Annotated in this window: 20 protein-coding genes and 3 pseudogenes; 13 read left to right on the forward strand and 10 right to left on the reverse strand. The window is 71.1% G+C overall.

Translation table 11 applies throughout. The features are described from left to right. Window positions 1-149 precede the first annotated feature (149 nt). Together BN1555_RS33245 and BN1555_RS33250 are read right to left on the reverse strand one after the other, a co-directional pair. Entirely contained in the window at window positions 150-977 is an 828-nt protein-coding gene (locus tag BN1555_RS33245) for a DUF2637 domain-containing protein (protein ID WP_107081138.1), read from the reverse strand. Between the two features lie 564 nt (window positions 978-1,541). Next, complete coding sequence (locus tag BN1555_RS33250) at window positions 1,542-2,657, reverse strand: AI-2E family transporter (protein WP_093802863.1); 1,116 nt, start codon at window positions 2,655-2,657, stop codon at window positions 1,542-1,544. Window positions 2,658-2,763: 106 nt separating this feature from the next. On the opposite strand from BN1555_RS33250, the gene BN1555_RS33255 reads away from it, so the two are divergent. Further along, the gene (locus BN1555_RS33255; protein ID WP_093802864.1) at window positions 2,764-3,018 is read left to right on the forward strand and encodes a hypothetical protein; all 255 of its coding nucleotides are present in this window, start codon (window positions 2,764-2,766) and stop codon (window positions 3,016-3,018) included. A 9-nt stretch (window positions 3,019-3,027) separates the two neighbouring features. On the opposite strand, the gene BN1555_RS33260 is transcribed toward BN1555_RS33255, so the two are convergent. Together BN1555_RS33260 and BN1555_RS33265 are read right to left on the reverse strand one after the other, a co-directional pair. After that, on the reverse strand, window positions 3,028-5,814 hold the full coding sequence (locus BN1555_RS33260; protein ID WP_093802865.1) for an alpha/beta hydrolase: 2,787 nt from the start codon (window positions 5,812-5,814) through the stop codon (window positions 3,028-3,030). A gap of 173 nt (window positions 5,815-5,987) precedes the next feature. Next, complete coding sequence (locus BN1555_RS33265) at window positions 5,988-6,878, reverse strand: glycoside hydrolase family 19 protein (protein ID WP_093802866.1); 891 nt, start codon at window positions 6,876-6,878, stop codon at window positions 5,988-5,990. A 607-nt stretch (window positions 6,879-7,485) separates the two neighbouring features. Here BN1555_RS33265 and BN1555_RS33270 point away from each other — a divergent pair. From BN1555_RS33270 to BN1555_RS33295, 7 genes are all read left to right on the forward strand, one after another. After that, window positions 7,486-7,713, forward strand: a complete 228-nt coding sequence (locus BN1555_RS33270; RefSeq protein ID WP_255306305.1) for a hypothetical protein — start codon at window positions 7,486-7,488, stop codon at window positions 7,711-7,713. A 234-nt stretch (window positions 7,714-7,947) separates the two neighbouring features. Continuing rightward, window positions 7,948-8,094, forward strand: a complete 147-nt coding sequence (locus BN1555_RS41375; RefSeq protein ID WP_304364559.1) for a hypothetical protein — start codon at window positions 7,948-7,950, stop codon at window positions 8,092-8,094. Window positions 8,095-8,149: 55 nt separating this feature from the next. Further along, on the forward strand, window positions 8,150-8,782 hold the full coding sequence (locus tag BN1555_RS33275; protein WP_093802868.1) for a DDE-type integrase/transposase/recombinase: 633 nt from the start codon (window positions 8,150-8,152) through the stop codon (window positions 8,780-8,782). Window positions 8,783-8,814: 32 nt separating this feature from the next. Next, complete coding sequence (locus BN1555_RS33280; protein ID WP_093802869.1) at window positions 8,815-9,699, forward strand: LLM class flavin-dependent oxidoreductase; 885 nt, start codon at window positions 8,815-8,817, stop codon at window positions 9,697-9,699. 531 nt (window positions 9,700-10,230) lie between these two features. Further along, window positions 10,231-11,223, forward strand: a complete 993-nt coding sequence (locus BN1555_RS33285) for a phosphotransferase family protein (protein ID WP_093802870.1) — start codon at window positions 10,231-10,233, stop codon at window positions 11,221-11,223. A 1,027-nt stretch (window positions 11,224-12,250) separates the two neighbouring features. Further along, on the forward strand, window positions 12,251-13,513 hold the full coding sequence (locus BN1555_RS33290; RefSeq protein ID WP_255306306.1) for a cholesterol oxidase substrate-binding domain-containing protein: 1,263 nt from the start codon (window positions 12,251-12,253) through the stop codon (window positions 13,511-13,513). Between the two features lie 250 nt (window positions 13,514-13,763). Then, entirely contained in the window at window positions 13,764-14,219 is a 456-nt protein-coding gene (locus BN1555_RS33295; protein ID WP_093802871.1) for a PRC-barrel domain-containing protein, read from the forward strand. A 42-nt stretch (window positions 14,220-14,261) separates the two neighbouring features. On the opposite strand, the pseudogene BN1555_RS33300 reads toward BN1555_RS33295, so the two are convergent. Beyond that, window positions 14,262-14,636 (reverse strand): annotated as a pseudogene (locus BN1555_RS33300) (endo alpha-1,4 polygalactosaminidase); the annotation flags it as partial. Between the two features lie 316 nt (window positions 14,637-14,952). On the opposite strand from BN1555_RS33300, the gene BN1555_RS33310 reads away from it, so the two are divergent. Continuing rightward, the gene (locus tag BN1555_RS33310) at window positions 14,953-15,366 is read left to right on the forward strand and encodes a hypothetical protein (RefSeq protein WP_141662930.1); all 414 of its coding nucleotides are present in this window, start codon (window positions 14,953-14,955) and stop codon (window positions 15,364-15,366) included. Window positions 15,367-15,479: 113 nt separating this feature from the next. Here the strand turns inward: BN1555_RS33310 and BN1555_RS40920 are convergent. Further along, window positions 15,480-15,581, reverse strand: a pseudogene (locus BN1555_RS40920) (Hsp20/alpha crystallin family protein); the annotation flags it as partial. Between the two features lie 249 nt (window positions 15,582-15,830). Between BN1555_RS40920 and BN1555_RS33320 the strand changes: the two are divergent. Next, window positions 15,831-16,250, forward strand: a complete 420-nt coding sequence (locus tag BN1555_RS33320; protein ID WP_093802876.1) for a CBS domain-containing protein — start codon at window positions 15,831-15,833, stop codon at window positions 16,248-16,250. A gap of 78 nt (window positions 16,251-16,328) precedes the next feature. Next, window positions 16,329-16,583 (forward strand): annotated as a pseudogene (locus BN1555_RS41765) (transposase); the annotation flags it as partial. A gap of 342 nt (window positions 16,584-16,925) precedes the next feature. On the opposite strand, the gene BN1555_RS33330 reads toward BN1555_RS41765, so the two are convergent. Next, the gene (locus BN1555_RS33330; protein ID WP_093802877.1) at window positions 16,926-17,693 is read right to left on the reverse strand and encodes a class I SAM-dependent methyltransferase; all 768 of its coding nucleotides are present in this window, start codon (window positions 17,691-17,693) and stop codon (window positions 16,926-16,928) included. A gap of 146 nt (window positions 17,694-17,839) precedes the next feature. Here BN1555_RS33330 and BN1555_RS33335 point away from each other — a divergent pair, with 146 nt between their 5' ends. Beyond that, entirely contained in the window at window positions 17,840-18,586 is a 747-nt protein-coding gene (locus BN1555_RS33335; protein WP_304364560.1) for a winged helix-turn-helix transcriptional regulator, read from the forward strand. Between the two features lie 80 nt (window positions 18,587-18,666). On the opposite strand, the gene BN1555_RS33340 is transcribed toward BN1555_RS33335, so the two are convergent. After that, a complete protein-coding gene (locus tag BN1555_RS33340; protein WP_255306307.1) occupies window positions 18,667-19,587 on the reverse strand; it encodes a DNA polymerase III subunit beta family protein in 921 nt (306 codons plus the stop codon). Between the two features lie 251 nt (window positions 19,588-19,838). On the opposite strand from BN1555_RS33340, the gene BN1555_RS41770 reads away from it, so the two are divergent. Next, the gene (locus BN1555_RS41770) at window positions 19,839-20,393 is read left to right on the forward strand and encodes a hypothetical protein (protein ID WP_369689013.1); all 555 of its coding nucleotides are present in this window, start codon (window positions 19,839-19,841) and stop codon (window positions 20,391-20,393) included. 67 nt (window positions 20,394-20,460) lie between these two features. On the opposite strand, the gene BN1555_RS33350 is transcribed toward BN1555_RS41770, so the two are convergent. Further along, complete coding sequence (locus tag BN1555_RS33350) at window positions 20,461-22,182, reverse strand: SpoIIE family protein phosphatase (RefSeq protein WP_255306474.1); 1,722 nt, start codon at window positions 22,180-22,182, stop codon at window positions 20,461-20,463. An 89-nt stretch (window positions 22,183-22,271) separates the two neighbouring features. Further along, complete coding sequence (locus BN1555_RS33355; protein WP_093802882.1) at window positions 22,272-22,520, reverse strand: transposase; 249 nt, start codon at window positions 22,518-22,520, stop codon at window positions 22,272-22,274. Window positions 22,521-22,549 lie beyond the last annotated feature (29 nt).

The raw sequence follows: 22,549 nt of genomic DNA on the forward strand, positions 1-22,549 counted from the left end.
GCCCGGCCGGCAACATGAGTTCGAGTTCGGCAACTATGCGGAACACCGTCTTGTGACGACTCGCTCCTTCGGGACGGGGGCTTCTCATCACCCCGCAGCACTCGGCGGGTACGGGGGAACGCCGGAGGCGGTGGCCCGCGGGCGGCCGGTCAGGAGGTGGTCCGGGTGGGAGGGGTGGAGCGGCGGGGCGGGGCCGGCCGGATGCGGTGGCGTGGTGTGGTCTGGCGGGGCGGGCGGGTGAGGGTGATCTGCCGGACGAGCTGCTGGAAGCAGGCCAGGGCGGCGAGCGAGGGGAGTGCCGCGGTCGCCGCGTCGACCAGGGTGCGGGGCGCCTGGGCTACGCACAGGAGCATGGACACGGTGGAGAACAGCAGCACCACGGTCCAGGAGTGGGCGGCGCGGCGTTGGTGGAGGGCGGCGCGCAGGATCGAAAGGGAGGCGACCATCCACGGTCCGTACACCAGCAGGGGCCACCACCCGGCCGTGACGCCGGAGGTGCGGTACGCGGCGAGGTGGTGCAGGGGGTCATAAGCGGCCATGCCGCTGAAAACACACACCATGGACGCCACGGCGGCGGTGAGCGCGGCAAGGAAGAAGCTGGCGGTCCGCAGCGCTCCGGTCGTGCTCTTCTTCCGTGAGGGGGCGCGGCGGCGTGAGGGCGAGGGGCGCAGGGGCGGAAGTTCGGCGGTGATCTCGGTCAGGCCGGCGAGAGGGGTGCCGGCGCCTTCGTCGGCCGGCAGATCCTCCTCGCCCGCGGGCGGGGGACCGGCCTTCCTCTCGATTTCGATGGCCTCGTGCAGAAGGTGGGCGAGTTCCTCCGCCGGGTCCCAGTGCACGTCCAGCTGGTCGGCCAGGGTAGGAGGGTGGGTCCAGGTCCTCGTCGGCGGATGGCCGTCGGTCGGGTGGGACCAGTTGCCGGGGGAGCCCGTGGAGGAGGGCGACTCCGGGCGGCTGTGACGGCCGCGTGACTCAGCCATGAAGCGACCGCCGGGTGGGTCGGTCGGCAATCGGGGTGAAAACCGAGGCTCCTGGCCGGACAGCGCGTGTGGGACTCTTCGCGCCGGCCAGGAGGCTCCCCGAGGAGATCAGAGGAATTACATTCGTCATGATCCGTCCAACGGAACATGTATTAGGCAGGATGCGCGGCAAATGGGTGGCTGCCTTGTCGCATATGGAGTAATTCGGCCTAAGGGTTTATCGGTTCTGCAGGCGCTGAGCTATACGGGCCGCGCTTCGAACCGGGGCGCACGCGGATCGCGTACAACGGTGTCCGCCTGCGGGGAACGTCTTCCTTCCCTGATGACCAGGGAAGGAAGACGTGGACGGTCTTGCCGCCGGTGCCGGCACCGGAGTCGGTGACGGTCTGCTCCGTGAGCGTGCCGACGAGGTGCCGGCCCGGCCCGCCGCGGCCGGCACCTGGACCGGCTCCCCGGTGCCCGCGCCGTGCCTTTGCCGGTCGACCGGGTGAGCACGGCCTGAGACGCCACGGGTGAACGGCGGTACGGCATCCGGCTCGGCCGCGTCGTGGTCGGGGCGGAACGCTACGACGGGACGGTCGCACCGGTGTGCGACTCGCCGGTCCCCGGCTCCTGCGAGGGCTCACTGAGCTGCTCGCGCAGATAGTTCCAGACGACCGCGATCAGCGCGGCCACCGGTACGGCGAGCAGGCTGCCCACGACGCCGGCCAGGCTGGCGCCCAGCGTCACCGCGAGCAGGATCACCGCCGCATGCAGGCCGAGTCCGCGACTCTGGATCATGGGCTGGAACACGTTGCCCTCGAGCTGCTGCACCACGACGATGATCGCCAGCACGATCAGTGCGTCGGTCAGACCGTTCGACACCAACGCGATGAGCACCGCGACCAAGCCGGCGAACAGGGCACCCACGATCGGCACGAACGCGGATACGAAGGTCAGTACCGCCAGCGGAAGCACCAGCGGTACCCCCAGGATCCACAGGCCGATACCGATGAGGACCGCGTCGAGCAGGCCGACGAATGCCTGGGAACGCACGAACGCGCTCAGGGTCTCCCAGCCGCGCGCGGCCACGACCGGGACGTCGGTGGCGAGCCGGCCGGGGAGCTGACGGGTGAGCCACGGCAGGAACCGCGGGCCGTCCTTGAGGAAGAAGAACATCAGGAAGAGCGCCAGGACGGCGGTGACCACACCGTTGAACACGGTGCTCACTCCCGTGACGACCGTGGTGACCATGCTGCCGACGCTGTCCTGGATGCGGGCGATCGCGGTGTCGAAGGCACGTGTGATCTGGTCGTCGCCGATGTTCAACGGCGGCCCGGCGGCCCACTCGCGGAGCTTCTGGATGCCTTCGACCACGCCGTCGGCCAACTCACCGGACTGGGACGCCACCGGCACCGCGATCAGCGCCACGATGCCCGTGGCGACCAGGAGGAACAGTACGGTCACGGCCGACGCGGCCAGGGCGGGGCGCCATCCGTGCCGGCGCAGGAAACGCGTCAGGGGCCAGGTCAGCGTGGTGAGGAGCAACCCCACTATGAGCGGCCAGACGACCGACCACATCCGGCCCATGACCCACAGAGCCACCGCAGTCATCACGAGGACCAGCAGCAGCTCAACAGAGACACGTGCCGATGTTCGGAGCGCGGCGGCGGTTTTTTGGGAACTCAACGTGGCAGGCATGGGGTCACCCTATTGATACTCCAGTCGCACTTCGGTACCGGCGCTGGGCGGGAGCAGCCCTGCGGACCTCGTCGGCGGGCTTCCGGACAACAGGAGTTGACGGCTCATGACGCGTCGGCGGCAGGGGCAGCACCGGGCGTCGAAGCCGTACCTCGTAGGCAGAGCCCGGCAGGAGCCGTGCTCGGCGCAGCGGACCGGCGACATCACGCTGTGCCGGAGCGGACCGGTGACGGAGGCGCCGGCGCGCGGCGTACCGCCGGGGCGCGGACTGCGGCTGGCGGTGGTCGCGTTGGCCGGCACCCGGGGTGCCGGCCAACGCGACCCGGGCAAGGTGATGGGGTGCGGGTTCACCCTGCCGTGAGGCGCGGAGCTACGAAGCGTCGAGCACCGTGCCGGTCAGGAGCGGGCCGTGCGGCTCGCCCTCGTCGTCGGTGGACCGGAGGCCGACGTACTCGGTCTGCTCGGCCACCTGGTCGCGGATCGTGGGTACGGTCACCTCCGCTCCGGTCTGCCCGGCGGGTACCGATGCCCACAGGTAGGCGTAGTCCAGCCGGGACAGCGGGACTGCGCCGTCGGGCACCTCGTCGGTCAGGTCCAGGAGCCACTGCGGGTCGACGTCCTTGGTGGACAACTCGGGGCGGCCCGGGACGGGCACGATCCGGAGCGTCTTCGTCATCTCCACGTCGGCGGGCGCGGAGAGGGAGACCCGCCACGTCAGCGGCTGCCCCTCGGTCACCTCGCCGGCGACCGGCTCCACGGTGATCTCGGGCATCGGGTCGTCGTTCTCGGCGGTGACCCCACCCGCGTGCGAGCCGACGACCGAGCCCCGGACCGCCTTGACGAACACGTCGTGGGACACGTCCCAGGAGTACCGCCTGTCGCCCTTCACCTTCACCCGCACGTCGATGGCGCCGCGGCCGGACCGGACCGTCACCAGGCGGTCTTCTGCCGTGCCGGTGACCGGGTCCAGGACGTACAGCCGTACCGTGCCGCTGCCCTTGCCGGACACCCGCACGGGCACCTGGTACGTGCGGACGCCGGAGTCGCCCTCCTTGACCTCCAGGCGGCCGATGTCGACACGGGCCAGCGGGGCCTCGCGCACCGCGGGGGTGCCGGGGCTCCACGCCCAGGCGTCCATCAGCCACGCCTGTCCGGAGCCGGTGCGTGGGGTCAGCTCCAGGGAGGCGATCCGGCGCAGGTCGAGACCGGCGCGGGTGGCCGCGGTGAGCGGTACGCGTACCTCGCGCGCCCAGTAGGAGGAGGTGCGGTCGCTGCCCGGCAGCCCGTCCACCCGGACGCGGCCGAGGTCCGCCCGCTTGCCGGCGGCGTCGGTGACGGACACGTCCAGCCGAGTCCCGGTGGTGTTCGCAGGTACGAAGACGCGTAGCGCGAGGCTCTTGGCGCCCTTGACGGAGAGCGGCTTTCCGGGGCGCACCTTCACCGCCGAACCCGGCGCGGACCAGCGCAGCGCCACGGCGCGGCGGCCGGTCTCGCGTTCTGTCTGCCAGTACGCGAAGTGCGGCGAGGAGCCGCCCGCCGCGGTGCCGAGGCAGGCGGCGCGCGGGTCGGGGTCGATCGCGGAGCACAGCCGTCCGCCGGTCACCTTCACGGAGCCGTCCGGCAGGAACCCGGCGCCGCGGTTCGCACCGACCGCGTGGGTCAGCACCCGCGCGGGGTCGGCGGAGGGGGCCCGGCGGCCCGAACCGTCGAGCAGCTCGCGCACCCGGTCGTCCCCGGCGACGAACAGCCGGGCGGCGGCGGCGATGTAGGTGGCGCCGGCCCGGTGCTGCTGGTCGGCGGTCAGCCGGGTGGCGGCCCCGGGCGAGCACACCGGGTCCGGCTGCTCGGGGTCGTGCCAGAAGTCGTCGTCGGCGGGCGCCTGGGCCCGGCCCGGAGTCCACTCGCTGTTGAAGTAGTTGTGGTTGGCGCCGACCATGTAGACCGAGCTGTGCAGGGCCTTGCCCCGGCTGACGCCGCGGGTGCCGTCGGCGTACACCTGTCCCTGCAGGTCGGAGACGTCGCCGTCGCAGCCCGGAAGGACCGTCAGCGACGGCACGTCCGGCACCGGGTTCTGGCCGAAGATCGTCGGGCCGATGAGCACGGTACCGCGGACGTGCCAGCGCGCCTTGCCGCGATAGCCGTCCTGGCCGGCCGGGGGCGGGTAGAGGCTGTCCATGGCGGCGCGGTTGACGCCCTCGCCGCCGCGCGAGTGGCCGACCAGCAGGGCGCGCGACAGGTCTGTCTTCGGAGCCTTGCGTACGGCCGCCGGGGCCGTGGCCGGCTTGGCGGCCCAGTCGGCCCAGCGGGCCAGGTGGGTCCGTACCAGCGACGAACGCGCCTGTGCGCCGCCGTCCTCCGCGTTCCAGTCCTGGCCGTTGACGCCGTTGGCGGAGATTGACACGGTCACATAGCCCTGGGAGGCCAGCAGTTTCTGGTCGCGCAGATAGCCCCGGTGGCTCGGGATCGGCTCGGCGCCCCCGGCGCAGGGCCAGTCGACGGTCACCTCGTCGCTGCCGGGGACGTAGCAGGTGGAGTGCCGGCCGTGCAGGAACAGCGCGACCGGCCGTTTGCCGGGGGCGTCCTTCGGTGCGACGACGACGCCGCGCATCTCGACCGGTGCGGGGAACCCGGGCAGGCGGACCGGGTCGAGCGTGTACTCGCCGGTGGTCGTGCGGTACGTGCCGGGTCTGCCGGGGTCGACGGAGCCCGCCGGGAGCCCGGCCGGTGGTGTCGGGGCGGCCGGTTCCGCGGAACGCCGGTCGCGGGCGTCGGAGGCGGCACCGTCCCCCTGGTCCAGACGACGGCCGGCCGCCAGCACCTGGAGGCCGGTCAGGTCTGCTGCGCGCGCGTCGTCGAGGGGCAGCCGGAAGGTCCGGCCGTCGTTGTCCGGCCGGGGGGCGCCGACCAGCCTGCCGCCGGCGTGGAACTCCACGCGGGCGTCGCCCGCAGGCACCGGACGCGGTGAGCGCCACTCCAGCGCGCTGCCCCCGCCTCCATGGGTGATCCGCCAGCCGGGCGGCAGATCACGGTCGTTGACGTTCGTCGCGGTGGCGGTCCGGACGTCGGGTGGCTGCCGGGCTTGCGCCACCGCGGGCGACATCCCCACCACCGTGAGCGCCGCTATCGCGGTGGCCCATGTCCTGCGGGCACGTATCAACGGTCCCCTCCTCAACTCCGTGATCAGGGCGCCCGGTTCGCCCGGGTGCCTCTCTGTCCCGGAAGACGGGGACAGGATCTTGCGGGTTGCCTGCGGACCGTGGGAGATGGTGTGGCCGCGGACCGGGGGACGGTGTCTCCCCGGTCCGCGGCCCGTTCAGGGGCGGCCCGGTTTCAGCAGTAGAGGTTCGAGCCGGTGGGCACGCCCAGGATCTGGGCGAACTGCTGGTACTTGCCGACCCGGCTCTGGACCTGCGCCGGGTTCTTGCCGTCGCACTCCAGCGATCCGTTGATGGAGCGGATCGTGTGGCCGAAGCCGGCCTGGTTGACCATGGCGTTGTGGCCGGTCATCGTGCCCGGGCCGTTCTGGGTGTTCCAGTACCACAGGCCCGTCTTCCAGGCCACGGCCGCCTCGTTCTGCACACGCCAGGGGTTGTTCAGCAGGTCGATACCGAGCGCGTCGCCCGCCGCCTTGTAGTTGAAGTTCCAGCTGAGCTGGATCGGTCCGCGGCCGTAGTACGCCGCCTGGCCGGCCGGGCAGCCGTACGGCTGGCTCCCGTCGCAGTAGTGCGGGTAGTTGGCCGTGTTCTGCTCGACGATGTGCACCAGGCCGCCGGTCTCATGGCTGACGTTCGCGAGGAACGCCGCGGCCTCCTGCTTCTTCACCGTGTCGCTGCCCGTGGTGGCGAAGCCGGGGTAGGCGCTGAGGGCGGCGGTGAGACCGCTGTATGTGTAGAACGCATTCCGGTTCGGGAACATCTGGTTGAACTGCGACTCGCTGACCACGAAGCCGGACGGCGACGGGGTGCCGCCCCCGCCGCCGCAGTTGTACGGGTCCCAGTACCAGGTGCTGACGGTCGGGTCGTAGCCCGGGTTGTCGTGCTCGGCCACGTAGTACGCACCGTTGTACCTGACAACGTTGCCAGTCGTGTACCAGGCGCCCTGCTGCCAGTTGGGCGCGGTGTCGCAGGGGGAGGCCGCGGACGCGGAGGGCGTCAGTACCACGGCGAAGCCGGTGGCGACGAGGATCGCCGTCAACAGGGCCAGGAGGCGGTTTCTCAGCACTCGATCACTCCTCTGAACACAACGGGCCGGCCCGGAGCGTCAGTTGCTCTCCGGGCCCGGCCGCGGTGGGGGGCTGTGCGCCCACTCAAGCGCGGTTGATGTGATCGTGTCAAGGTATAGACCAATGTGACTTCCGGGTGAGCAGGCCCGGCAGGCCCGGGGCGCTCCGCGCTCCCGGCGGGCTGCTCGTCGAAGTCGCTGCCCGGAACGGAGCGAAAGCCGTGTGCGCCGGGTGTCCCGTGCGGTCCGGTTGCCGGGCTCGGGCCCCGGCAACCGGACCAAGCACGACAACCGGGGCGCCTCGGCATCACGTGACCGCCGCAACGCCACGATGACCGCCGCGCCGCCTACGACTTCGCCGCCTGTCGCGGACAGCGCTGCGGCACCGTCCTCATCGACTGCGTGACCGGCCGGACGCTCGATCTGCTGCCCGGCCGCGACGCCGGACGCCCGGCGCCCGGAACCCACCGTCCTTCACGGCCGCGACCGGCCGTTCACTGACCTTCCCCTTGTAGCGTGGAGACCGTGGCTGTGCGGGAAGTCGAGGGTCGTGGCGGGCAAGGGGCGAGAGTCTGACGCGGAGTTTCGTGAGGGGGCTGTGCGGATCGTGGCCGAGATTGGCAAGCCGATCCCGCGGGTCGCGAAGGGCCTTGGGATCAACGGGACGACGCTGGCGACCTGGGTGTCGAGGGCGCGGGCGGCCGGCAGGGCCGGTCCGGCGGGTGAGGAGGACGAACTCGCGCGGCCGCGGCGGGAGAGCGCCCGGCTCGAGCGGGACAACAAGGACTGGTCATGGAGCGTGATGTCCTCAAACGTCGCATGGTCCTGTGGGTGAAGTAGCTGTTGCGGGCCCGGCGGCGCCCGTCGGGGTGATCAGCGGCCGGAGGAGCGGGTTCAAGTTTTCGCATCGCACCTCCTGCCGGGCTCCTGGGGTGGTGGAGGCGTGGTTCTGCAAGTGGCGACGCAGACCGTCCGGGCCGACGAGACGCGAGGTCAGGGGGGGGCACTGCCGGCCGGGCGGATCACCTACTTCTTCGACCGCTCGGGCACAACGTAGGGCTCACCGAGGATCACGCCGGACCTGTGGGAGGAGGGCCGGCAGGTGTCGCGGAACACGGTCGCCGAGATCATGGCCGGGCTCGGCCTGCGGGGCCGCAGGCCGCCGCGCCGACGACGTTCGCCGACCCGCCCCGGGGAAGCGGAAGGCGGCACGTGACCTGGTCCTGCGCAGGTTTGGTGCGATCGCGCCGAACATCGTGGGGTGGGGCGGCATGACCGAGATCGACACCGGCCAGGGCAAGCTCTACCTCGCCGGCGTCCACGACGCCTTCTCCCGGCGGGCCTTGGGCTGCGCGAGGGGCGGCCGGCACGACACGACGCTGGTCACCGCCGCGCTGCAGATGGCGATCGCCACCCGGGGCGGCGAGGTGGACGGCGTCATTTTCCACACCGGCCGCGGCTCGGAAGGCAACTCCGAGGGGTTCAGGCAGCTTTGCGGCAGGTGGGGCGTGGTGCAGTCGATGGGAGGTGTCGGGTCCGTCCTGGACAACGCCGCCGGGGAGTCGTTCCATTCGGTCCCCAAGGTCGAGTACGTCCACCGGCAACGTTTCGCCGCCCGCGCCGAGGCGCGACTGAGGACCGTTACCTGGATCGCGGACTTCTGCACCACCAAGCGCCGCCACGGCGCGGTCGGCGGGCGGCCGCCTGCCGAGTCCGAACGGATCATCCAAGAAGCGCGGACTCGGACCGGTCAACACGACCGAGCCGCACAACCAACGTCTCTACGAAGACTGGGGATTGACAGTGAGCCCCTGCCCCGGAGGGCGGGCCTGGGGCGTGGCCGCCGACGACGCCGGCCCGCCGGGCCGAAATCCGCTTGTCCCGCCGGGCCGAAATTCGCTTGATCCGCTTCCGGGCGGCTGACGATACTGCTCCGATGAGCCGAATCGGTGTGATGTTCGACAGGGATCAGCGGCCGGAAGAGCTGAGGGACTTCGCACGCGAGGTGGAGAGCCTCGGTGCGGACGACCTCTGGGTCGTGGAGGATCTCGCCTGGGCGGGGGCCGTCTCCTCCGCGACCCTCGCGCTCACCGCGACCGACCGGCTGCGGGTCGGCATCGGCATCATGCCCGCGCCGCTGCGCAACCCCGCCCTGCTCGCCATGGAACTCGCCACGCTGGCGCGGGTCTTTCCCGGCCGCCTCGTCGCGGGCATCGGCCATGGCGTTCCCGCGTGGATGGCCCAGGTCGGGGCGGCGAACCCGGCCAGGCTGGCGCTGCTCGAGGAGACCGTCACCGCGGTGCGCACGCTGCTGCGAGGCCGGACCGCGCACGTCGACGGGCGCGCCGTCCGTATCGACGATGTGCGCTTGGTCCACCCTCCGGCCGAACCCCCGCCTGTCGTCACCGGCGTCGTACGCCCCCGTTCCCTGGAACTCTCCGGCCGCTGCGCCGACGGCACGGTCATGGCCGAAGGGCAGGGCCCGGCGGCCGTCCGTGCCGCCCTCACCCACATCGAGGCGGGCCGGGCATCCTCGCCCACCGCCCCCACGACCCACCGGCTGACCGTCTTCACCCACCTCTGCGTCTCGGAGGACGACGCGGCCCGGGTCGCCGCGGCGACGGCCCCCGTCCTCGCCGAGTACTCCGACTGGCTCGGGGTTCCACCCGAAGACGTCTTCCTCGCCTCGGGGACCCCTCAGTCCGCCGCCGCCCGTGTCCGGTCCCTGTGGGAGGCCGGCGCCGACGCCGTGGTGCTCCGCCCGGTCGGTGACGAACCACTGGAGCAGGTACGGGCGACCCTGGCAGCCCTGGGACGCTGACAGCCCTGAGGCGCTGACAAGCGTCCGTACCGTGCCGCCTCCGGCCGGTTCGCGGTGCGAGGCCGGCGGCCTGCGGGAGGAGCCTGAGCGTCGGCGACCCGCGCCGGTCGAGCGATCGCGCCCACAGGGGCGCGAGGACGGTGACGCCGACTGCGGGGCTCTGCCGCAATCCACGGCCTCCCCCCGGCAGTTGCAGCGGCGGCCCGTCCCCACGGCGCCGCCGCCCACCGCGACCTCTCCTCCCCCCGGCAACCGCTGTTGTACCCGGTCTGCGTCATGGCCGCCGTTCCGCTGCGGCGACAACAGGCCGGGACAACGGGCCGGCAGGCGGCCGGACCGCACCACCCGGCGCAGGACCCCTGGACGGCGGGGAGCGGCGGTTGCGGGCCGGCCACCCCTCGTTGCCGAAGGGCGGCTCGTCGGCCGGCCGCGGAACCGATCCGTGCACCGGCGATCACACACTGGACGAGAGGGCGGACACCCGGCACGATGGGAGCGCTCCCATCGTCTCGTCGTCCGGAAGCGTGCCTCATGCAGAGCAGGACCAAGCGCCGTCTTGCCTCAGGAGAACTCGACACCGTCCTGCGTACGTCCGCGGGCATCGGGTGCTCCCTGGAATACGAGTTGACCGACGGCTGGTTCAACACCGCGTACCGCGTCCTGCTCGACGACGGCAGGCCCGCCATCGTCAAACTCGCCCCGTCGGCCGGCACCGCCGTTCTGCGCTACGAGCGCGGCATCATGGCCACGGAAGCCATGGTCTACCGGCGGATCACGGCCCTCTCGGACGGTGGCGTGCCCACCCCCGCCCTGCTGTGCGCGGGGGAGGAGTTCCTCGCTCTCTCCGTCCTGGAAGGCGCCCCCTGGGACAAGGCCGCCGATCATCTGTCTCCCCGGGCGCAGAGGGCGCTGCGCCGCGAACTCGGGGCCATCACCGCGCGTCTGCACACCCTCGCCCCGGAAGACGGCCGGTTCGGGTACCCGGCCGCGGAGTCCGGGCTGTCCGCGTCCGACTGGTACTCGGCGTTCACCGCCATGGTGGAGGCGCTTCTGGACGACGCCGAACGCTGGAAGTCACCGCTCGGCGTGGCACCGGACGGCATACGGGCGATGGTGACCGAAGCCCGGTACGCCCTGCAGGAGGTCACCGAACCGCGGTTGGTCCACTTCGACCTGTGGCCCGGCAATGTCTTCGTCGATCACGGCGACGATCGCTCCTCCACCCGGATATCGGGAATCATCGACCACGAGCGGGCGTTCTGGGGCGACCCGGCCGCCGAGCTGGTCTCCTTGGCCTTCGGCGGCGACGCGGGCCCTGACAGCGATCTCGTCGCCGGCTACGTGGAGACCGGTGGCGCACTCGACTTCACCCCCGCCCTGAGACACCGGCTGGCGCTCTACCACGTTTACCTGGGCCTGCTGCTCGTCATCGAGTGCGGTCCCCGGGGCTTCGGGCCGGACCACCTCGCGTCCTGCGTCCGCACGCTCGCCGACAGCATCGCCGGGCTCCGGCGCCTGGGCTGAAGAACTCGACACGGGCACGCGGAAGCAGCGCCACCGCATAGGGCCGCATGGAGCGGCACAGGCGTGGGCGGGCGCGGGGACGGCCGAGCAGGTCGCCGGCTCCCGGCCGGCGCGGTAGCTGCGGCCATGGGCGCACGCCCACCGGTGCCCGGCCGCAGCCGTGGTCGCCGCCGGCGTGACGAGCCGACGCCTGAGGGGGCCGGAAGGCACCGGGGCGGTCGTCGACCGGCCGAGAAGGACGTCGGGACGGGACCGGAACTCGGCGGGCCGGCCGGTTGCGCGTTGACGGGGGGTGGCCAATGGCATCCGCCGCAGGCTGACGCGTGAGAAACCGGGTTTCCGGCGCATGTCATTCGGAAGAGTGAGCGCAGTTCGCATGTGCTGCCGAGGTCGGCGGAGTCTGTACATACTGCCGGGGCGAACGATCACAGGGTGGAGGAACCGCCATGTCCGATGAGGCGCAGCGTCCCGTCGAGCGGGACTGGTCGAGGCGGCGGGCGCTGGCCGCCGCGGCGGCTGCGGCAGTGGGGGGCTGGAGTGTGGCGGAGCCGGTGCGGCCGGGGCAGGCGCAGGCCGCCGGTGCGGTGTTGCCCGCCGGATTCCCGCAGCACGTGGACATCTACCGGCGCGTTTTCGGGAACTGGGCCGGAGAGATCCGCAGCGACCAGGTGTGGATCTGTTCCCTCCGCACCGGGCAGGAGGTGGCCGACGTCTGCAACTGGGCTCGGGAGCAGGGCCGGAAGGTGCGCGCGGTGGGCCAACGGCATGGCTGGGCCCCGCTGGTCGTCGCGGACGGCACGCCGGGTGACGCACGGATGGTACTGGTCGACACCACCCTGCACCTGACGGCGATGTCGCTGGGGCCGGTGGCAGCGGACGGTTCGGCCGCCGTGCGTGTACAGGCCGGCGCGCTCATGGAGGACCTGCCGGAGTTCCCCGGCGGGCAGGGTCTGGGAGTGACGGCCTGTCCGGCGCCGGGGACCTGTCGGTCGGCAGGGCGCTGGCCGTCGGCGCGCACGGCACCGCCGTGCCCGCCGCGAGTGAGGCATCGACCGCCGGCAAGGGCTTCGGGACACTCGGCAACCCGGTCACGGAGATGACCGCCGTGGTCTGGGACGACACCGCCGGCGCGTACGTGGCACGCGCCTACAGCCGCGCCGACCCGGACTGCGCGGCCCTCCTCACCCACCTGGGACGAGCCTTCGTCGTCGAGGCCGTCCTACGGGTGGGACAGGACCAGAACCTGCGCTGCCGCTCCTACCTCGACATACCGGCCCGGGACCTGTTCGCCGCACCGGATTCAGGTGTTCCGGCAGCGCGGACGTTGTCCGGATTCCTCGACGACACCGGCCGGGTGGAGGCCATCTGGTTCGCCTTCACCGACCGGCCCTGGCTCAAGACGTGGAGCGTCAGCCCGAACCGGCCACTGGCCTCACGGGTCGTGCGGGAACCCTACGACTACCCCTTCTCCGACAACGTTCCCGAACCCGTCACCCGCCTCGTCGGCCAGGTCTTCGCCGGAGCCTGGGCGGGCACACCGCTGCTGGGCCAACTGCAGCACCCCGTCGCCAAGATCGGGCTGACCGGCGACATCACCGACGTCCTCACCTCGCCCAGCGTGATCCGCGACCTGCCGACCGCCGACGTCCTCACTCATCTGCTGGCCGGCGGACTGCGCCCGGACCTGTGGGGCGCCTCCCGCGACCTGCTCCTCTACATCTGGCCCACCACACTGCGCGAGACCGCCAACGGCTACGCCCTTCTGACCCGGCGCGAGGACGTGCAGTGGGTGGTGCACCAGGTCACCAGCCACTACAGCGGCCTTCTCGAGGACTACGCCTCCCGGGGCCTCTACCCCGTCAACGGACAGGTGGAAATCAGGGTCACCGGGATCGGCGACCCGGCGGTGTGCCTGGTCCCCGGCGCGCAGCCACCCCTGCTGTCGGCTGTGCGTGCCCGTCCCGACAGGCCCGACTTCGACACCGCCGTATGGTTCGACGTACTGACCGATCCGGCGACCCCCGGTCTGCACGGTTTCTGCCGGGACATCGAGCGTTTCCTGTTCGACACCCTCGACGGCGACCGTGTCACCGTGCGTGTGGAATGGTCCAAGGGCTGGGCCTACACCGACACCGCCGCGTGGGCCGCGTCCGACATCCTCACCCGGACGATCCCAACGAGCCACCGGGTCGGCGGCGGCCCCGGCTGGGACGACGCACGCGACACGCTCAACCGCCTCGATCCGCACCGTGTCCTCACCACCTCGCTCCTGGACACCCTGCTGCCCTGACCCACCACCGCCAGGACGAAGACGGGAAACGGTGCCGCTCCAACGCCGCGGCGGGGATGGCCACCGGATCGCCGACGCCCCGGCAGCTGTACCGGACCGCGACACACCAAGGCGTACGGGCCCCGCGACCTTTCACCGCTCGCAGCAGTGCCGCGGAAGCCGATGAGAACCTGGGCACCGGCCGTTTGAGCGCGCCGGTGCGGGCAATGCGCTCCAGGACAGGTCGCGGCAGGACAATTGAGGAGCAGCGGTGATTCCCCAGGAGCAGCTCGTGAGCCTGGCCGGTCAGCCAGTCTTCGCCGTCGACGGACGCAAGGTCGGGGACGTGGTCCATGTCCTGCTGGACGACACCACCGGCAGGCCGGAGTGGGTGCGCGTTCGCGGCGGCTCGGCGTCAGGTGATGTCTTTGTTCCGCTGCGGGGCGCCGTCGGTGGTGACGGCCGGCTGGAGGTCCCGTTCTCCTCGGCTGTGATCGAGGCCGCGTCTCGTGTCGAGGTCGAGTGCGGAGACGGGGAGGTACTCTCCGTGGCCGACGAGGAGAAGCTGTCCGCCTGTTTCGCTTTGACGGACGTGCGTGAGCAGGTGAACGCGGAAGGCGGCAGCGGGTGGTCCGCCATGGACCGGGCCCAGGACGTCCAGGCGGGTACGGCCGGCCAGGAGTCGCTCCGCACACGGCTGCGTGTCCTGCACGACTCCGGCGCGTAGTCATAACCGCCCGTCCGGGGCGGGTGCCGGTGCCGGTGCCCGTCAGCACGGCTGGCGCCACGCTCCGAGGTCCGGTTCCTTGCGCATCGAACTGAGGCCGAGCTCTCTGGAGCGTTCGCGGAAGTCGCCGACCGGGACGGCGTACTCGACGTGCAGGACCGCCTTGCCGGCCCGGACGAAGGGAGTGAGTGCCGCGCAGTCGTCGTACTGCGCGCACTCCTCGTTCACCGCGAAGTCGAGGTCAGCGACCAGTTCGGGGATGTGCGGCAAGTCGTTATTCAGGCCCACCGAGCCCTTCAGGCCCACCGACATGCCGCGCGCGTGAGCGAGGCTGGCGAGCATACGGTTGCACGCCAGCTGGTGGCCGGCGGTCAGGGGAAAACCGGTGTCGTTGAGGTAGCCGTCCATCAGATCCGGCGTGTGCCGTGCCGGCAGCGGGCGCCGCGACCGGTGAGGGTGCCGTGCTTCCAGGAGGCGCCCTTGACGGCCTCGTCACGCATCGTCCCCGCCATGCGGGCGTCGCCTGCGTCGGCAACCCGGGTGATGGCTCCGGCAGCGTTGTGCAGAGGTCCGCGGCATCGTTCCCCACTTTCCGCATACATCTTTCTGCGTACGGAGGTGGTGTCCGGCGGATCGTCCGGCGTGTTCGCCACAGGCTGGCCGGTGCCGCCGCGCACAGTGAAGCCGTGGGCCGCTTTTCGGTGGCCTCGCTTCGCGATGGATGGAGATGCCGGTGACTGTGGCCAGTGACAAGACGACGGGTGAGGAGCTTGCCGAGAGCTTGCTGGAGGGGGTGGTGAACGAGCCGATGCGGGCGGCGACGAAGTTGCTGGGTGCTCACGGCAACGGTTACTGGCTGCGACGCCTGAGCGACGACAGGGAACTCGTGGCCGTGGCCGATCATCCCCTGATCGACCACTCCGGCCGGTGTCCCATGGTCGACTGGGAAGGTGTCGGTCACCTCCTGAAGACCCCGGGGTGGTCTCGCGGGGTCTCCAGGAGTCAGGCGGCGGTGCTGGAGTTCGCCGCGTCGCTGGTGAATCGGTGCCCGGTGCAGATCGGGCGGATCAGTCACGCCGTGAACGATGCGGAGTTCCAGCTGCTCCTCGGGGCGATGGAGGCAGCCTCCTACGGCGACCCCCGCTGACCTGCGTCCGATTCAGCGTTCCGCGTCGTGTTCAGTCGGTGTTTCCCTCGGCCCGGCTGCTGCCGCGGCTGTTCTCGATGCAGATCCGGGTGGGCCGACACGGCTTCTTCGTGACGGTAGGCGTACATCGGCAGGACCGCCGACCGGGCCGTCGTGCCCAGGAGGTGCTGGGTGAGCCGGTCGGGTTCCCGGAGCGGATCGGTACGCATCAGCATCGCTGTTCGCTCTCCCTCGCAGTTCGTGCGTGGCCTTCGGTACACACCCCGGGTGGCCTGTACGCGAGGAAAGCGCCCATCGCGGCCAGGTGCTGCAAGTGAGCCTTGGCAAGGGGGTGACCTGGGCGGGGCCCTCGAAGCGCAAAGCGGGACGTGGGGGCGTGGGGTGAGCGGGTTGCCGGGTACAGCCAGGTCGCGCGGCCGGCAGGCGGCGTGATGACGATGCCCGCACACGGTTGGAGATCGGCGATGGCCAGGAAAGTGCGTGAAGTGATGACCGCTGTGCCCTTCGTCGTGGGGCCGCGGACCTCGGTGGCGGAGGTGGCCCGGGTGATGCGCGACGAAGGCATCGGCGCCGTGCTGGTGGCCGAGGGTGACGAGCTGCGGGGTCTGGTCACCGACCGGGACCTGGCGGTGCGGATCGTGGCGCGGGAGGGCGACATCGCCGACTACAGCGCGGCTGACGCCTGCAGCGACGAGTTGATCACGGTCTCGCCCGACGACGGCCTGGACCGGGCTGTCTCCTTGATGCGCGAGCACGCGGTGCGGCGCCTGCCCGTCGTGGAGGACGGCCTGCCGGTGGGCATCGTGTCCCCGGGCGATCTGGCCGTCGAACGTGGCACCGCCTCCGCCCTGGCCGACCTCAGCGCTGCCGACCCGAACCGGTAAGAGGGCGTCTGGTCTGCGCGGTTGATGGTTCGGGATGATTTTCTATGACTGCTGGAGTCGGCGGTCGTTGGACGAGGCGTGAACGCCCGCCGCCCGTACCGCAGTGATGTCTCCGATGCCCGTCGGGCGCTGATCGAGCCGATCCTCTCTGCCCGGAGATCAAGACGAACCGGGCCTGGAACCGCAGCTCGGGTGCATGATCTGCGGGAGATCTTCAACGCGATCCTCTACGTCAGTCGCACCGGCATTCCGTGGGAGTACTTGCCGTACGACCTCCCGCCGTGCATGACCGCCCACGACTACTGCGCCAAGTGGGAAGCGGACGGCGCCACCCAACAGGTCCACGACCTGTTACGGGACAAGGCCCACCGGCCCCACGGCCGCGACTCCGAACCGACCGAGGCCGTCGTTCACTGCCGCGTCCGTACACGACACCGCCGGCGGCAAGCTCCTGCTCAACGGCCTGGCCGCAGCTCATCCCGGCCTGTCCAAGGTCTGGGCCGACGGCGGCTACCGGAACAGCGTCCTCGACCATGGCGCCACACTGGGCATCGACGTGGAGGTCGTACAGAGACCGCGGACGAAGGGATGCGAGCCGCTTCCGGAGCGATGGGTGACCGAGCTGGCCTTCGGCCGGCTGCTGCGGCACCGCCCACGTCCGGCCGGCCCCGACACTTACGCCCGGAGGGCCGCGTACCCCAGATACGTCACCGCCGGGCTGCCGTCCGGCTCGAGCACCATGTCGACCAGCTCCGGCAGCTGCTCGTCGGCCAGCGTGCCGCGCCTGCGCCCGCGCGTCGCGCGCACCAGGCTGCGTACGTCGCGCGGCTTGAACGCCGAGACGTCTTTCGCGGACAGCCCGGCCCTGTCGAAGGCCTCGGCGAGCTCCGCTGGGCGGCGCAGCCGGTGTGCGGCGTAGCGGCCGCGGGGCATGATCCGTGTGCCCGGGAAGGCTTGGAAAGCACCGAGGTAGATGAGGCGGGACACGAGGGTGCGGTTCACCGTGTCGTAGACGAAGGCACCGCCGGGACGCAGCACGCGCGCCGCCTCCGCGAGGACTGCGTCCGGCCGTTCGGTGACCTCGAGGGTGTCGGCGCAGTACAGGAGGTCGAAGGAGTCGCCCGGCAGGTCGAGCTCCTCCGCGGGCGTCGTCAGGTACGTGACGCCAAGCCCGTCGTCCGCGTCCAGGGCGAGGGCCGTCGCGGCGGGGGACGGGTCGGCGGCGACGACCTCGAAACCGAGCCGGGCGAGGCCGCGGGCCAGAAGGCCGCGCCCGCTGCCGACGACGAGCGCCCGGCTGCCGGTCGCCGCGAGGTCCGCAGCCGGGAGCACGTGCCGCAGGTACTCGAGACGTACGGACTGAAAGGTCAGGGCCCGGATGTGGCGGCCGTCGACGGCCGTGGGGCCCACCGTGTCGAGTGCGATGTGCGGGGCGGTGGCCATGGCAGGCTCCCTCGACATGTCGGATCAGGTTCCCTGAGTAAACCTAGCATCCGTGAGTTCCCTGAGGGAACCTTGCGGCGATACGATGGACTCGTGACCCGTACCCCCTCTCCGGCGTCGCGTGCTCGATCGCCCGCGCGACCGATCTGTTCGGTGACGCCTGGACGGCCCTGATCATGCGCGACATCCTCGTCGGCATCCGCCGCTTCGACGAGCTGGCGGAGGACCTCGGCCTGTCCCGCAAGACCCTCACCGCGCGGCTGGCCCGGCTGGTCGAGGAGGGCGTACTGACGCGCAGGCGGTACCAGACCGCCCCGCCACGCGAGGAGTACGTGGCCACGGAGAAGGGCCGGGAGCTCTACCCCGTCCTCCTGGCGCTGATGGCCTGGGGCGACAAGTGGTACGCGGGACCCGCGGGGCCGCCCGCCCGGATCCGCCACGACGCCTGCGGGCACCTGGCCACGCCGGTCGTGGCCTGCGACGCCTGCCGGGAGCCGCTCACGGCAGGCGACACGACGCAACTGCCCGGCCCCGGCGGGCGGGTAGGGCCGGGCACGCGGCTACTGGGGCTGCTGATCGCCGCGCGGGGGAGGAGGGCCCGGAACCGGCTGCAACCCCGGATCCCGCTCGATCGACTCCTTCGTGATCTCGTTGCCGGCGGCCCAGGTCTTGTCCGCCCGGGCGTCCTGCCCGGCGCAGGCCGTGCGGCACTCGGCGGCAGTAGCGGCTTGACCGCGCCCGAGGCGGTCGTCCACGACCCACGGCCGTCTGCTCACGCACCACGAGCGGCCGGATCGTCACACCGGCCGCGGCCCGGCCGACCCCCAACACCCAAGATCGTGTCACGAGCCCGTGGCGCTGCCAGCCGAATGCTCTGCACACCATGCTCGTGAGGGAACAACACTGGTCGTATCCCCTCAGATCAGCATCACGTCGGGGCCGATCGCGGTACTCACGGCGGGGTAGAGCGTGGTTAATTCGAACCAGATCTGGAGGGTCCGCCCCGTCGCGGTGGCCGGGAGCGGGAGTCCGGGGTGTTCGTCGTCCGCTGACCGCACGTGTATTCCGTGGTCGGCGATGTGCAGCGCGATACGCTCGCCGGGGTGTTCTTCCAGGGCTCGCAGGAACAACTCCTTCGAGACCGTCGCACGGGTGGTGACCTCACCAGTGACGCGAGCACCAGCCGGTGGTCGGGGAGCTCCTCGGACAGCAACCGGCAGTACCGGTCCTCCCGGCCTGCCACGCGGAGCCAGATGCCGTGCGGCACGGCTTCGAGCCGCACCAGCGCGCTGCGGCGGATCTCGGTGACCGCGGCCCGCAGTTCGTCGCCATCGACCGTGCCGGCCCACGTCTGCCTCGGCGGTTCAGTCGGCACCAGTGTCCGGGTGGAGAGCCGGTACCGGTCAGTCGCGGTCAGGGTGACCGCCTCATGACTCGCCTCGATGCGCAGGCCGGCGAGCACCGGCATCCCCGGCTCGCGTGCGCACGCGGTCAGGGCCTGCTCGACCGCGTCCGCCAGCACGGGCCCCTTCAGCACCGCAACCGGAAGACCCGGCACGTCGCCGAGCACGGACTTGATGACAGCAGCTTTATGCTGCGCCGCCACTGCGTCCCCCACCACCTTCGCGACATGTTCATCAAGCAGCCGGGCCCCTTCGTCAGCCTCGGCGTCGAGGACGGCCTCGACAGCAGTGAGGGGCATGGCGATCTCACGAAGCTGACGCAGCACGGTCGCCCGCGCCACCTGGTCAGCGCTGTAGTAGCGGTACCCCGAGACCGGGTCGACTTCGGCAGGGGGAAGCAGCCCGGAGTCGGCGTAGAACCGCAACGCGCTGGAGGTCAGACCACTGCGTTGGGCGAAGACCCCGATCGGCATCAGCTCAGAATTCGGCACCTCGCCATCATCGGGCTTCAACCAACTCGAAGGTCAACACCGATGAGCGGCGCCACCAGCCTCATGGCCCGCAACACCTGGGCGAGTCATTCCGAACGCCGCCGGTGTGTCCGGTGAGGTCGCTTCAGCCGGCCCGTCGACGCTTCAGTCGGCACGCGAGCGGGGGAGCCGGCCTGCTGGGTCGCTGTGCTCTGGGCTTTCGCGCGGCGGATCGCCTCTCGCGATCTGTCTTAGCCGGCGGCCGGCCCAGGGTGGGGGACCGGCAGGTCATCAACAGCACGGTCTGCGCGATCCGGACCGAGGCCTCCCGGCGTGACCCGCCGGAATGCTACGTCCCGTGGAAGACGGTCCACCTCCGCTTCCGGCGTTACGCGGTCGATGGCGTGTTGTGTTCACCCGCGCCCTTCAGCAGGCCCAAGCCCGCACCGACAGGGCCGGAGAGACTGGCCGGGCCGGATCGGTTCCACCGTTGTCCGAGCCCAGCGGCACGCCGCGGCCACCAGCCGAAAGGGGGAAGCGCCGACGGGACGAACCGGACGGTCACACCCTCGGCCGGTCCCGAGCGGACTGCCCACCGAGGTTCATCCCGCGTGCGGCGGCCGTGGCCGCCCGTTCGCCGCCCTGATCACCCGGACCGGCGGCACGACGGCGCGCCCCTGTGCCCGCAGCAGGCGATGTCGGGGAGGGAAAGGCTTCCCAGCAATGGGCGAGGTCGTCGAAGGCCGGCTCTGCGGCCGCCGGGGTGTGACGGATCGGTCCGCCCTTGCGCTGAGCCCCGAGGCCGGGAGGGGGTCCCGCCGCCGTAGTCCTCGCCCGGGAACACCCGGGAACGGCTGAGGCCAGACGGCCACAGCCGCCTTTCGTCCACGGCACTCACGCAAGGCAGCCCGCGCCGCTGTCCCTGCCGGGGGGCGTGCGCAGCGCGATCATGGCGACGTCGTCGTCGTTGTCGTGGGGGCGGACCTCGTCCAACAGGGAGTCGCAGAAGGAGTCCAGGGGACGGTGCGCGAGGGAGGCCGCGTGTCGGCGCAGCCGGTTCAGCCCATGGTCTATGGAGTGTTTCGGGGACTCGACCAGTCCGTCGGTGTAGAGCAGGAGCGTGGCCCGAGGCGGCAGGACAGTGACGGCGTCGGGACGCGGTCTGGTCACTCCGGTCCCGAGCAGTATGCCGTGAGCTTCGTCGAGGTAGTGGGCCTGACCGTCGTGGGTGATGAGCAGGGGCGGCGGGTGGCCGGCGTTCGTCCAACGCAGGCGCCACAGCGCGTCGTCACCGAGGGTGAGCCTGGCGAGGACCATGGTCGCCATGGGCACCTCGGCAATGTGCATCACGGCCTCGTCGAGCCGTGTGACGACGGCACTGGGGGCAGCCTCCGGATGGGACCAGGCGAAGGCCCGCAGCATGTTGCGGACCTGCGCCATACCGGCTGCGGCGTCGAGATCGTGCCCGACGACATCGCCGACGGCCAGGGCGTGGGCATGGGCGTGGGAGGGCAGAGCGAAGGCGTCGTACCAGTCACCTCCCACGGAGGAGGCGTCCGGAGCGGGCACGTACCGCGCGGTCATCTCGAGCTCGGGCAGGACGGGGAGCTGGGGCAGCAGGTGGCGTTGCATGGTTTCGGCGACTTTGCGCTGGCGCTGGTACAGGCGCGCATTGTCCAGCGCCAGGCCCGCCCGGCGGGTGAGGTCCTCCAGCAGCGGCAGGTCGGCAGAGGTGAAGGCGTCCTGACGCTGGGCGCGGCCCAGGGTCAGGGCGCCGAGTACGTCGCGCAGACCTCGGACGGGCGCGATAACAGCGGAGTGCATGCCCGTCTCGGTGAACAGGCGCTGCTGCTCGACCGCGATGCCCGAATCGGGCGGGCCCTGGTAGGTGGCGGGGCCGACGAGGGTGGAGGCGGCACCGCGCAGAGCCCGCGACAGAGGCATCGGGGACTCTTCTGGTACGGGCGGCATCGGGCCTTGCAAGTCATCGCGCTCGACCCGGATGCCGTTTTTGTGCTGCACCACCAGGACACGCCGTACTTCGTCGCGTTCGGTGAGAAGGTCGAACACCGCCCAGTCCGCCAGCCGGGGCACGGTCAGGGCCGCCAGCCGGTGCAGTGCCTCGTCGACGTCCAGGGTGGACGTGAGCTGCGTGGTCGTCTCGGCCAGCAGGGCCAGGCGATCCAGTTCCGTCAGCGGTGCGGAGCCCCCGCCCTCGCCCTGGTGCACGTCCTCCTGGTGCAGTTCGTACAACAGAATCAGCGCACCCGTCACGCCCAGGTCTGAGGTGTAGGGCGTGACCAGCCAGGACAACTGGACGAGAGGGCCGTCCACGCGGGCGAACCACTCGGCGTCGCCGTGCCGGGTGTCTCTTGTGAGGAGCGCCTTCTTTATCGGGCAACGGGTGCGCGGCATGGAGTGTCCGTGCTTGTCCCGGTGCAGCAGGTCGTGGAAGTCCTGACCAATGAGTTCCGTGGCATCTCCGCCCAGCAAGCTCTGGGCTGTGCTGTTGGCCGAAAGGATGAGGCCATCGTCATCCACCACGATGGCGGACGTCGCCATGTTCTCCAGAGTTCTGTCCGGCAGGGTGTCCGACAGCGCCGGGTGCCCGGGCATGGGGGTATCTGCCGTGCCGGGATCGGCGGTGTCGTCCATGTCTCTCCTTCATCTGGACACGAAATGCTTCGATTACCCCAGTCGGACCGTTACAAGCACAAGGGCTCGCAGTCTCGGAAACGCCGCCAGGCCGACACTCCGCTGCGGCCAGTCTGTTCAGTCGGAGCAGCCCGCCGGCTCACGCTCCCGCACAGCACGTAGACGACGCCCCGCAACGCAGCACGGTCATCCATCGGCAACCACCCGGGACACCGGCACCGCCGAGGCGGACGAGCAGGCAACAGCGGGGCCACATATTCCCACAGATCATCCGGTATGAGGTCAGCAGAACCGTTCAGAAGCCGAGAAGATGAGTAGGACGACTCAT

The organism is Streptomyces sp. Wb2n-11 (assembly GCF_001049855.1).
GTDB classification, from domain to species: domain Bacteria; phylum Actinomycetota; class Actinomycetes; order Streptomycetales; family Streptomycetaceae; genus Streptomyces; species Streptomyces altiplanensis.